At 74.4% G+C, this 11,608-nt stretch carries 11 protein-coding genes; 4 read left to right on the plus strand and 7 right to left on the minus strand.

The features are described 5' to 3' along the window. The first annotated feature begins 283 nt into the window (after positions 1 to 283). The gene (locus ACGFT1_RS28045) at positions 284 to 520 is read left to right on the plus strand and encodes a hypothetical protein (RefSeq protein ID WP_373911768.1); all 237 of its coding nucleotides are present in this window, start codon (positions 284 to 286) and stop codon (positions 518 to 520) included. Between the two features lie 67 nt (positions 521 to 587). Here the strand turns inward: ACGFT1_RS28045 and ACGFT1_RS28050 are convergent, their stop codons facing one another. Further along, the gene (locus ACGFT1_RS28050) at positions 588 to 1,166 is read right to left on the minus strand and encodes an RDD family protein (protein ID WP_373911769.1); all 579 of its coding nucleotides are present in this window, start codon (positions 1,164 to 1,166) and stop codon (positions 588 to 590) included. Positions 1,167 to 1,241: 75 nt separating this feature from the next. Continuing rightward, positions 1,242 to 3,170: an RDD family protein gene (locus ACGFT1_RS28055; RefSeq protein WP_373911770.1), complete on the minus strand. Its 1,929-nt coding sequence runs from the start codon at positions 3,168 to 3,170 to the stop codon at positions 1,242 to 1,244. Positions 3,171 to 3,413: 243 nt separating this feature from the next. Here ACGFT1_RS28055 and ACGFT1_RS28060 point away from each other — a divergent pair, with 243 nt between their 5' ends. Then, positions 3,414 to 3,827, plus strand: coding sequence for an SsgA family sporulation/cell division regulator (locus ACGFT1_RS28060; RefSeq protein WP_373911771.1), 414 nt, complete (start codon positions 3,414 to 3,416; stop codon positions 3,825 to 3,827). A gap of 14 nt (positions 3,828 to 3,841) precedes the next feature. Here ACGFT1_RS28060 and ACGFT1_RS28065 read toward each other — a convergent pair whose 3' ends face one another. Further along, positions 3,842 to 5,248: an FAD-binding oxidoreductase gene (locus tag ACGFT1_RS28065; RefSeq protein WP_373911861.1), complete on the minus strand. Its 1,407-nt coding sequence runs from the start codon at positions 5,246 to 5,248 to the stop codon at positions 3,842 to 3,844. A 92-nt stretch (positions 5,249 to 5,340) separates the two neighbouring features. Here ACGFT1_RS28065 and ACGFT1_RS28070 point away from each other — a divergent pair, with 92 nt between their 5' ends. After that, entirely contained in the window at positions 5,341 to 6,840 is a 1,500-nt protein-coding gene (locus ACGFT1_RS28070) for a tetratricopeptide repeat protein (protein WP_373911772.1), read from the plus strand. A gap of 4 nt (positions 6,841 to 6,844) precedes the next feature. Here the strand turns inward: ACGFT1_RS28070 and ACGFT1_RS28075 are convergent, their stop codons facing one another. Both ACGFT1_RS28075 and hppD read right to left on the minus strand, forming a co-directional pair. Further along, positions 6,845 to 7,693 carry a Teichoic acid biosynthesis protein C (Precursor) gene (locus ACGFT1_RS28075; protein ID WP_373911773.1) on the minus strand — a complete coding sequence of 283 codons (849 nt, stop codon included), beginning with the start codon at positions 7,691 to 7,693 and terminating at the stop codon, positions 6,845 to 6,847. A gap of 35 nt (positions 7,694 to 7,728) precedes the next feature. After that, the gene (hppD, locus tag ACGFT1_RS28080; RefSeq protein WP_373911774.1) at positions 7,729 to 8,877 is read right to left on the minus strand and encodes a 4-hydroxyphenylpyruvate dioxygenase; all 1,149 of its coding nucleotides are present in this window, start codon (positions 8,875 to 8,877) and stop codon (positions 7,729 to 7,731) included. Positions 8,878 to 8,999: 122 nt separating this feature from the next. Here hppD and ACGFT1_RS28085 point away from each other — a divergent pair, with 122 nt between their 5' ends. Then, positions 9,000 to 9,470, plus strand: a complete 471-nt coding sequence (locus ACGFT1_RS28085; protein WP_373911775.1) for an Lrp/AsnC family transcriptional regulator — start codon at positions 9,000 to 9,002, stop codon at positions 9,468 to 9,470. Positions 9,471 to 9,576: 106 nt separating this feature from the next. Here the strand turns inward: ACGFT1_RS28085 and ACGFT1_RS28090 are convergent, their stop codons facing one another. Continuing rightward, positions 9,577 to 10,368 (minus strand): S16 family serine protease, encoded by a 792-nt coding sequence (locus tag ACGFT1_RS28090; RefSeq protein ID WP_373911776.1) that lies wholly within the window; start codon positions 10,366 to 10,368, stop codon positions 9,577 to 9,579. A gap of 591 nt (positions 10,369 to 10,959) precedes the next feature. After that, positions 10,960 to 11,601, minus strand: a complete 642-nt coding sequence (locus tag ACGFT1_RS28095) for an IclR family transcriptional regulator (protein WP_121788513.1) — start codon at positions 11,599 to 11,601, stop codon at positions 10,960 to 10,962. Positions 11,602 to 11,608: the final 7 nt, after the last annotated feature.

Here is an 11,608-nt window from a genome sequence, read left to right on the forward strand (position 1 = left end):
CGTGTATCAAGTGACGACATTTGACTAGAGGTTTGACGGAAAAGACAGACCTTGACTTGAGCAGGACAAGTGCACTATGCGGAGGTGACGTTCGCTTTACGGACACGTGTCGCTCCGGCGACCGGCGCAGGAAGCCGCCCGCCCGGCGGTACCGGTGTCTCCGTGCGCCCCCCGTGCACCGGTACCGTGGGTTAGGCCACGCTTACCGGGCGTCCCGCTCGGGCATGCACGCCAAGAGAGCCCCACGGCACCCCATCCCCGAAACCGCCGAGGACCGATTGCCATGCCTCGTCCGACCGCCGCACAGCTCACCTACGGTGTCTGCACCGTGATCCTCTCGACGTTCGCCATGCTGCTGCTGTCGCAGGCCAGTTCAGGCGTCGGGATCAGCGTCATCGCGCTCGCCGCCCTGGCCCTGGGCCTGCTGGTCGCCCTGACGGCCCCCTCCCCGCGCTCCCGCCCGGCGCAGGCGCCCACCGAGACGGCACCGGCCGAGGAGCGCGTCCCCACGTCCTTCTGACCCGGCCCCGCGCTCGGCTCGCCCCCGCGGTGTCCGCGCGGTCCTTCCGGCGACCGGCCGGCCGGTCTCAACCGGTGCCGACCACCACCGTCTTGGCCGCCTTGTCGTGCAGACCCTGCTTGTACGGCCTGTCGAAGAAGCTCCATCCGCCCGCGATCGCCGTCCACAGGCAGCAACAGCAGAAGGCGAACGGCAGCCACAGCACCAGGGAGCGGATCAGCGCGGTCCGCACGGAGGGGGTGCTCCCGTTGTCCAGGTCGGCCACCCGCATGGCGAGCCACTTCTTGCCGAGGGTCTGCCCCGATCGGCTGATCATGACGGTGTCGTACAGGACGTAGAGCACGGCGAGGATGACGGCCGGGGCGACGGACCGGCCGACCTGCACGCGGTCGTTGTCGATGGAGTACACCCGCGGCCCGAAGGCCAAGGTGAGCAGCCAGACGACGACACCGACGAGGACCATGTCGATGATCCTCGCGAGCGTCCGCCGGGCGCTGTCCGCGAGCGGGGGCATACCGGCCAGGGGGTCACCGGGGTAACCGGGGCCGCCACCACCGCCGTACGGGCCGCCGCCGTACGGGGGTGTCGGGCCGCCACCGGGCGGCGGGGGCGTGGATCCGGAGCCGGAGGGCGGTTCGCTGATCATGGCCCGAGTGCACCGCGCCCCTTCCGGCTCCGCATCCGGAGGGCGGCCGTACGGACTACGGCCGTCCGTGCGGCGTCAGCCGGCGACGAACGTGTGGGCCGCCTTGTCGTGCCAGCACTGGTGCCACGGCCGGTCGAACAGGCACCACAGCATGCCCACGACACCGACGACGAGCAGCCCCGGCACGCTGAACACCAGCCAGCGCCGCAGCGCCGGGCCGAACGCCGGGGGCTCGTGCCCCTCGATGTCCCGCACCTGGAGCCCGCACACCTTCTTGCCGAGGGTGCGGCCCCAGCGGGCGGTGGGCAGCACCTCGTACAGGACTCCGGCGAGGAGCAGGACGGCGAGGACGATACCGAGGCTGGTGCCCGTCGTGCCGTCGAGCAGCCAGACGGTGACGGTACGGCCGGACAGCCGGGCCGCGTCGATCTTCTCCTGCACGTGGTCCGCGGCCCGCAGGCCGAGCGGCACCGCGGCGGCGGCCGTCACGGCTCCCAGCACCAGCAGGTCGATCAGCCGGGCCGCGAACCGCTTGCCCAGTCCGGCGGGCCGCGCGGCTGCCTGACGGCGGGCGGCGGCCTGGAACACGTCCTCCACCGGCGGCTTCCACGGCGCCGGCGGCTGCTCGTCCCCGCCCCCTGCCAGCTGGTGCACCTGCTGCGCCCAGGACGACTGACCGCCGCCGGCGCCGCTGGTCAGCGGGGTGGCCGGGGCGCCGGGCTGCTGGGGCACGGGCGGGGTGGCGGCGGGCGCGGCCGGGCCCGGCCGCGCGTTGTGCCGGGCCTCGGTCGCCGGTGCGGCGGTGGTGCGGGCGGCGGCGGCCTTTCCGGCGCCGAAGCCGTGATTGCCGGCCGCGGGCGAGGAGGCGGGGGGCGTCGGCGTGGGCGCGCCGACCGGGCCCTGGGTACCGAAACCGGCCGGACCGGCGTCCGGGCCGCTGGACGCGCCGCCCTCCGCCCCGGCCGGACCGGACGGTAGCGGGCGGAAGGTCATGGTGCCGTCGTCCGTGCGGGCCGCCGGGCCGGGGATCGGGCGCCGGAAGAGGAAGGTGCCGGGATCCGGGGCCTCGTCCTCCGGCGGAGGCACCGTCGCGGCGCCGTCGGTACGGGAGCCGACCCGGCCATCGGCCGGCCCGGCCGGAACCCGGGGATCCACCCCCCAGCCGTCGGCCCGCCCGGCGTCGTCGTGGATGCCGGGGTGCCCGGACTGACTGGGGAGGCTCGGGTGGGCGGTGTGACCGGCGTGGCCGGACTGACTGGGGAGGCCCGGGAGGCCGGGGTGGTGAGCGTGGCCGGACTGAGCCGGGAAGCCGGAGTGGTTGGACTGACTGGGCAGGCCGGGGAGGCCCGAGTGGCCGGGGTGGGCAGTGGAGTCGAACTGACCGGGGAGGCCAGGGTGGTCAGGGGGGCCGAACTGGCCCGGGAGGCCCGGATGGTCAGGGGGGCCGAACTGGCCCGGGAGGCCCGGCTGGCCGTGGTGGCCGGACTGGGCCGATCCGTCCGGTTGTCCGCTCCCGCCCCACTGCTCCCCCGGCCGGGAAACGCCGGTCGCCCCCGGCGCCCCACCCGACGCACCAGCCGCTCCGGGCCCGGCGGACCCACCGGTGTCACCGAACTCACCGGGCTCACCGGTACCGCCGAACGCGGCCGCCCCGTTCGATGCGCCCGGGTCGGCCGGCCGGCCCCACCGCGCGACCTGCGCGTCCTGTCCGTCGTCCGTGCGGGGCCACGGGTCGGCGGCACCGGTCGGGCCGGGGTGCGGCTGCGGTACGGGGTCGGCCGGGTCCTCGTCGAAGAAGTGGGGGCCCGTCTCCTCGACGGACGGGGCCGCGGGGCGGATGCCGGCCGGCGGGATGAGCGGTTCGCCGTCCCGCGGCGCCGGGCGGCTGGTGCCGGGCACCCAGGAGGCGCCGTTCCAGTACCGGACGTAGCCGGGGATGGACGGGTCCGGGTAGTAGCCCTCGCGGGGCCTGTCGTCACCTGCGGCCGGGGTTGGGGCGCTCATGTCCGTCGTCCCGTATCTGCTCGGGGGTGGGGTGGGAGCCTCCACATCTACCAGACCCGAGCACCCCCCACCGCCACTCCCGCATGACCCACTCCTTCCGGGCAACGCCGTGCCCGTCCCCCGGACACCGCGCCGAGAACTCCCCCGAACCCGCGTAATGACCCGGCCCCCGCCGCCTCTCCCCCGGTACGAACCGGGTCCGAGCGGCCCCGAAAAGACAACACCCGGAGAGGAACCCAGGTCATGCGTCACACCATGGTGGAACGGGAGCTGGAGCTGAGACTCATGCTGTCGCCGGAACGGAGCATCCCGGTCCCGGCCCGGCTGGAGTACCGCTCCGACGACCCCTACGCCGTCCACGCCACCTTCCACATCGACTCCGAGCACCCGGTCAGCTGGACGTTCGCCCGCGAGCTGCTGGTGGAGGGGGTGTTCCGGCCGTGCGGGGACGGGGACGTACGGGTGTGGCCCGCGAAGGCGGACGGGCACCGGGTCGTCCTGCTGGCACTGCGTTCACCGGACGGCGACGCGCTGCTGCGGGCGCCGGTCCCCCAGGTGTCGGCGTGGTTGGAGCGGACGCTGCGGGTGGTGCCGCCGGGGACGGAGGGTGGCCGGCTGGGCATCGACGGCGCGCTCGGCGAGCTGTTCGCCCGGTGACCCCGGCCCGGCGGTCAGAAGAGCTTGCCGGGGTTGAGGATGCCGAGCGGGTCGAAGACCTGTTTCACCGCCCGCTGCATCTCCACCCCGACGGGGCCGATCTCGCGGGCCAGCCACTCCTTCTTCAGCACGCCGACGCCGTGTTCGCCGGTGATGGTGCCGCCCAGCCGCAGGCCCAGGGCCATGATCTCGTCGAAGGACTCGCGGGCCCGCCGGGACTCGTCGGGGTCGCCGGCGTCGAAGCAGACGGTGGGGTGGGTGTTGCCGTCACCGGCGTGCGCGCAGAGGCCGATGGTGAGGCCGTACGCGGCGGCGATCCGCTCGACGCCCTCCAGCATGGCGCCGAGCCGGGAGCGGGGCACGCACACGTCGTCGATCATCGTCGTGCCCTTGACCGCCTCCAGCGCGGTCAGCGCGAGCCGCCGGGCCTGGAGCAGCAGTTCGGACTCGGCGGCGTCCTCGGCGGGGACGACCTGGGTGGCGCCGGCCGCCTCGCACAGGGCGCCGACGGCGGCCAGGTCGGCGGCGGGGTCCGGGGTGTCGAAGGCGGCCAGCAGCAGCGCCTCGGTGGTCTCCGGCAGGCCCATGCGGGCGAAGGCGTTGACGGCCTTGACGGTCGTACGGTCCATCAGTTCGAGGAGGGAAGGGACGTGACCGCCCGCCATGATGCGGCAGACGGCGTCGCAGGCGGCGGCCGCGGAGGGGAACTCCGCGGCCAGGACGAGCTGCCGTGGCGGCCGGGGCTTCAGGGCGAGGACGGCGCGGACCACGATGCCGAGGGAGCCCTCGGAGCCGACGAAGAGGCGGGTCAGGTCGTAGCCGGCGACGCCCTTGGCGGTGCGGCGGCCGGTGGACAGCAGGCGGCCGTCGGCGAGGACGACGTCCAGGCCGAGGACGTACTCGGCGGTCACGCCGTACTTCACGCAGCACAGCCCGCCGGAGGCCGTGCCGATGTTGCCGCCGATGGTGCACGTCTCCCAGCTGGAGGGGTCCGGCGGGTAGTACAGGCCATGTTCCTCCACCGCGCGCGACAGGACCGCGTTGACCACACCGGCCTCGACCACGGCGATCCGGTCGACGGGGCTGATCTCCAGGACGCGGTCCATCTTCGTGAGGGAGAGCACGATGCAGCCGTCGGTGGCGTTGGCGCCGCCGGACAGGCCGGTGCGGGCGCCCTGGGGGACGACCGGGACGCGCAGCTCGGTGGCGGTGCGCATGACGTGCCGCACTTCCTCGACCGTGCGCGGCAGTACGACGACGGCGGGGGCGCCGGCCGGGCAGAAGCTCGCCATGTCGTGGGAGTAGGAGGCGGTGACCTCGGGGTCGGTCAGGACGGCCTCGGGCGGCAGGCCGGCCAGGAGCCGGTCGGTGAGAGTGCTCGTCTCCGCGTCGTGCGTCGCTTCGATACGGCTCATGATCACAGGTTCGCACTCGCGGCCATCGGTGTGAACCCCGTCCGCGCCGCCCTTGGGCCACCCGGATGTGTTCGTCATATTGACGCACAGTAGGCCTTGTGAACGACCGACTGTGCGAGCCGGGTACGTCCCTGCCGGCCGGGCCGCCGCGCCGTTTCCGGCGGACGCTGGGGCGGGTACTGGTCGCCACCCTCGCGGGCGCTGCCGCCGCGGGCGTGGTGCTGATGCCGCTGCCGCAGGAGCCGCGGCCCGCCGTGCCGCCCGCCGCGGGGCCGCCCCCGCAGGCGCCGGCGCTGACGGCGGTGACCTACGGGGTGCCCGCCGCGCTGCCCGGCCTGACGGCGCTCGTGGCCCGGCAGGAGCAGCGGGTGCGGGCGCGGCCGCTGGACGCGCGGGCCTGGGCGGTGCTCGGGGCGGCGTACGCGGAGCGGGGCCGCCGGACGGGTGACGCGGCTGACTATCCGCGGGCCGACCGGGCGCTGCGGACCTCGCTGGAGGTGCGCGGCACGCGGAACACCGAGGCGCTGGACGGGCTGGCCGCGCTGGCGCTGGCCCGCCGGGACTTCCCGGCCGCGAAACGGTACGGCGAGCAGGCGCTGAAGGCGGCGCCCGAGCGGTGGTCGGCGTATCCGCCGCTGATCGACGCGTACACCGGGCTCGGCGACCACAAGGCGGCCCAGCAGGCCCTGGACAAGCTGCTGGGGCTGCGCACCGGTGCTCAGGCACGGCCGGCGGTGATGGCGCGGGCCGCGGCCGTGTACCGGGACCGGGGCTGGCGCGAGGACGCGGTGGCCCAGCTGACCGACGCGGCGGCCGCCGCCCGCACCCCGGCCGAGCGGGCGGCGTGGCTGACCGGGGTGGGTCAGCTGGCCTGGGAGCGCGGGGACCTGCCGGACGCGCTGCGGCACTTCGAGGCCGCGCTGCGCCTGGACCCGGAGCAGCCGGCGGCGCCGGCCGGGCGGGCCCGGACGCTGGCCGCGCTGGGGCGTACCACGGAGTCGCTGAGTGAGTACCGCGCCACCCTCGCCCGGCATCCGGACCCGGCGGTCCTGCTGGAGCTGGGCGAACTGTACGAGTCGCGGGGGCAGGAGCGGCTCGCCGCGGAGCAGTACGCGCGGTTGCGGACGGCGGTGGGGCGGGCGATGGCGGGCGGGGTCGACGAGGAGCTGCTGATCGGGCGGTTCGAGGCGGACCACGGGGACGCACCGGACGCCGTGGAGCGGTTGCGGGACGAGTGGCGGCGGCAGCCGGGGACCGAGGTGGCCGACGCGCTGGGCTGGGCGTTGCACCGGGCCGGGGAGGATTCGGAGGCGCTGGTCCACGCGACCGCGGCGACGGACAAGACCAAGGGCGGCGGGGTGCGCAGCGCGCTGTACGCGTTCCACCGGGGCATGATCGAGGGCGAGCTGGATCTGTACGGGCCCGCGCGGCGGCATCTCGAGGAGGCGCTGCGGATCAATCCGTACTTCTCGCCCCTGGGCGTGCCGGCCGCCCGGGCGGCACTGCGGACACTGGGCGAGCCCCCGCCCGGCGAACCCCCCGGCGGGGAGGGCGTGGAGGGCGGGGAAGGGGAGGAGGGCGGGGCGCCGCGCCGGTGAGGAATCACTTGTAGTAGATCGAGAACCTGCGTGCGCCTTCGTGCCCCGACGCGAACCCCAGGTACAGGCGCGGGGTGCCGGTGTCGCGGACGGCGAGGCCCTCCGGCTCGCGGTGGTCGAGGGAGTACGCCGCCTCGGTGCGGTGGCGGGCGAGGAGTTCGCCGGTGCGGATGTCCAGGCAGGACAGGTGGGTGTCGCCGTGGCCGGCGGACGGGTTGGTGCGCGGGTCGTACGCGGATCCCGCGAGCTGGTACAGGTGGTCGCCGTGCAGGGCGTACCCCTGGAAGGGGGCGGCCGGGTCGGGGTGGGCGCCGGTCTGGGGGAGGTCGGCGAGCGGGGAGCCGTAGTCTCGGGCCGTGAAGGCGGCCAGGTCCCAGACGCGGTAGCGGGGGGTGCCGCGCAGGCGGTAGCGGACGGCCAGGCGGCCGGTGGCCGGGCAGACCGTGGGCTGGTTGCCGTGCGAGCCCTCGACCGGGTGGCGGATCCGGACGTCCCCGGCCGTGCGGGTGGCCCCGTTCGCGAACCGGAAGCGGGTGACGCCCCGGCCGTAACCGCCGGCGGCGTCCGCCTCGGTCCAGAGCCACACCGCGCCGTCGGTGTCGTGCTGGACGCCCATGCTCACGCCGTGCCCGAAGCCCCTGAGGTACATGTGGCCCAGGCGCCGTCCCTGGAGGTCGAGGCGGTTGAGGCACAGGTCGCCGGCGTCCCGGCCGCCCCGGGTGAGCTGGAGGACGTAGAGGTGGTGGTGGACCTCATCGAAGGCGAACGACTGGAGGACCGTGGGTTCGCGCAGCGTGTCCTTCTGCCGCAGCCAGCGGACGGCCGGTGCGGCGAGGTCGATGCGTTCCTCCACGGTCCCCCCTGGACGGCCCGGCGGGGACCCGGCGGTTACAGGTTGCCCCGCTTGTCCTGCTCGCGTTCGATCGCCTCGAACAGTGCCTTGAAGTTGCCCTTGCCGAAGCCCATCGAACCGTGCCGCTCGATGAGTTCGAAGAAGACGGTCGGCCGGTCCTGCACGGGCTTGGTGAAGATCTGGAGCAGGTAGCCGTCCTCGTCGCGGTCGGCCAGGATCTTCAGCTCGCGCAGGGTGTCGACGGGCACGCGGGTGTCGCCGACCCACTCGCCGAGGGTGTCGTAGTAGGAGTCGGGGGTGTCGAGGAACTCGACGCCGGCCGCGCGCATGGTGCGGACCGTCTGCACGATGTCGTTGGTGTTGAGCGCGATGTGCTGGACGCCGGCGCCGCCGTAGAACTCCAGGTACTCGTCGATCTGCGACTTCTTCTTGGCGATCGCGGGCTCGTTGATCGGGAACTTCACCTTCAGGGTGCCGTCCGCGACGACCTTCGACATCAGCGCGCTGTACTCGGTGGCGATGTCGTCGCCCACGAACTCCTTCATGTTCGTGAAGCCCATGACCGTGTTGTAGAACCGCACCCACTCGTTCATCCGGCCGAGTTCGACGTTGCCGACGCAGTGGTCGACGGCCTGGAAGGTGCGCTGGGCGGGCGGCTCGACGAGCGGCGCGGCGGCGGTGTAGCCGGGCAGGTAGGGGCCGTCGTAGCCGGTGCGCTCGACCAGGGTGTGGCGGGTCTCGCCGTAGGTGGCGATCGCGGCGAGAACGACCGTGCCGTGCTCGTCCTTCACCTCGTACGGCTCGGCGACCGAGCGGGCGCCGTGCTCGATGGCGTAGGCGTGGGCACGGCGGGCGTCGGGGACCTCGATGGCCAGGTCGACGACGCCGTCGCCGTGCTCGGCCACGTGCTGCGCGAGGAAGCGGCCCCAATCGGTGACCGGCTTGATCACCGAGGTGAGGACGAAGCGGGCGGAGCCGTTCTCCAGCACGTAGCTCGCGGTCTCGCGGCTGCCGTTCTCCGGCCCCGAGTAGGCGACCAGCCGCATGCCGAAGGCGGTGGAGTAGTAGTGCGCCGCCTGCTTGGCGTTGCCCACGGCGAAGACGACCGCGTCCATTCCCTTGACCGGGAAGGGGTCGTCCTGCCGGGCGGTCGTCTCGGGAGTGTGGTCTGTGGTCTGCGTCATAGCGGAAGAGTCGCGCTGCTCTGCAAGCTGCGCAATAGTTCGCGTCCTCACTGGGCAATCAGACCAGTGGTACGCCCGTTCCGGCGGACTTTCTGTACAGGCTGACCATCTCGGGGGGTCCCGTGGCGATCGATCATCTGGACGGCCGCATCATCGTGCTGCTCGCCGAGGAGCCGCGCATCGGGGTGCTGGAGATGTCCCGGCGGCTGGGCGTCGCCCGGGGCACGGTGCAGGCGCGCCTGGACCGGCTCCAGTCGAACGGAGTCATCCGCGGATTCGGCCCCCAGGTGGACCCGGCGGCCCTCGGCTACCCGGTCACCGCGTTCGCCACCCTGGAGATCCGCCAGGGTCAAGGCGCCGACGTACGGGCCCACTTGGCGAGCGTGCCGGAGGTGCTCGAGCTGCTGACCACCACCGGCAACGGGGACATGCTGTGCCGGCTGGTGGCGCGCTCGAACGCCGATCTCCAGCGGGTGATCGACCGCGTCGTCGGCTTCGACGGCATTGTCCGGGCGTCCACGACGATCGTCATGGAGAACCCCGTTCCGCTGCGGATCATCCCGCTGGTCGAGCAGGCGGCCCTCGGTGAGTGAGCCGGCGGGGCGTGCCACGGGCGGACGAGCGTACGGCCCGTCCGTCGCCGGGGCGGCCACCGAGCCGGAGGACCGCACCACGACGTGGGGCCCTTCCGGTGGGGGTCTAGCAGCTCGGGACGGTGCCCTTGCCCTTCTCCAGGGCCACCAGGGAGTCGACCGCGCCCTTCAGCGTGGTCACCGGGACCAGCCGCAGGCCCTTGGGCAGCTCCGGCCCGGCGTCGGCGCACTCCGCCCTCGGCACCAGGAAGACGGTGGCCCCGTCCCGGCGCGCGGCCCGCGTCTTCAGGGCCACCCCGCCGACCGCGCCGACCTTGCCGTCGGCGTCGATCGTGCCCGTACCGGCGATCGTGCGGCCCCCCGTGAGGTCACCGCCGCCGCCGTCACCGTCCAGCTTGTCGACGATGCCCAGGGTGAACAGCAGCCCCGCACTGGGCCCGCCCACGTCGGCGAGCTCGAGCGAGACCCTGACCTTGTCGGCGCGCAGGTGCAGGTACTTCAGCGCCGCCCGGGCCGCCGCGTCCTGGGACTGCCGCATCTGTGCCGCGTTGTGCTTCTCGATCTCCTTGACGGTGTCACCGCTCGGATAGACCGAGCCGCGCGGCATGACGGCCCGGTCGGTGCGGAACCAGTTGCCGAGCACGTCGGCGAGGGACACGCGGGCGTCCGGGCCGGTCGCCTCGATCGTGGTCATGCGCAGCTGCCCGCTGGTCCTGCGGGTCGCCGCACCGGAGACGGTGATCACCGGGGTGCCCTTGTTCTCGCCGAGCACGTTCGCCGTCATGCCGGGCTGCGCCACCGAGAACGGCAGCGGCGCGAACACGGCCGTGGCGATCAGGGCCACGACGGGCAGCGCGCAGACGGTGAGGGCCTGGGGGCGTGTGAGGCGTGAGAGCACGGAGTCAATCTAACGTGCGTCCCGGCCCCACCCGCGCGGCCCGAACCACGCGGGCACGCGCTGGGGCGGCACCGCCAGGCCCGGCCGGAGCCGACCGGCACGCGGTCGGGGTGGTGCGGGGTCGGGGGGGGCGGGGACCGGTGCGGGGTTCGGGGGCGGGGACCGGTGCGGGGTCCGGGGGCTGGCGCGGCCCGGCAGGCACCGGCACGCGGCCCTGGGGCGGGACCGGCGCACGATCGAGGGGGCGGGACCGGCACGTGATCCGGAGGCGGGACCGGCGCACGATCGGGCGGGGCGGGACCGACACGTGATCCGGGGGGCGGGACCGGCACGTGATCCGGAGGCGGGACGGGCGCACGGTCCGGGGGCGGGACCGGCACGTGATCCGCAGGCGGGACCGGCACGTGATCCGGAGGCGGGACCGGCACGTGATCCGGAGGCGGGACCGGCGCACGGTCCGGGGGCGGGACCGCTGCGCGGTCCCGGGGATGGCGCACGGTCCCGGGGCCGACACCGGCCCGGCGGGCACCGACGCGCGGCGCGGCAGGCGCTGGCGCCCGGCCCGGGAGGCGGCCGGCGCTCGGCCCAGCTTCAGCGCAGGGCTTCAGCGACCTCGCGCGCCGCCTCCACCACCCGCGGTCCCACCCGCTCCGGCACGGAGTCCGTCAGCATCACCACACCCACGCTGCCCTCGACCCCGGTGACCCCGACCAGCGGCGCCGCGGCCCCGCTCGCCCCCGCCTCCAGCTCACCGTGCGTGAGCGTGTAACCGGGATCGGCGGACGGCGACTGCCGTGCGGCGAGGATCGCCCGGCCGGCCGCGCCCCGGTCAAGGGGGTGACGGAACCCGGCCCGGTAGGCCACGTGGTAGTCCGTCCACGTCGGCTCGACCACCGCCACGGCCAGCGCCTCGGAGCCGTCCACCAGGGTGAGGTGCGCGGTCGCCCCTATGTCCTCGGCGAGCGAGCGCAGCGCGGGCAGCGCTGCCTCCCGTACCAGCGGATGCACCTGCCGGCCCAGTCGCAGCACCCCGAGCCCGACGCGGGCCCGGCCGCCCAGGTCACGCCGTACCAGCGCGTGCTGTTCCAGCGTGGCCAGCAACCGGTAGACCACGGTCCGGTTCACGCCCAGTTTGGTGGACAGCTCGGTGACGGTCAGTCCGTGGTCGGTGTCGGCGAGCAGTTTGAGGACGCGCAGTCCCCGGTCGAGCGTCTGAGAGGTCTCCGCGGTCACGACGCCC

This window comes from Streptomyces sp. Y20 (assembly GCF_043195475.1).
Lineage (GTDB): Bacteria > Actinomycetota > Actinomycetes > Streptomycetales > Streptomycetaceae > Streptomyces.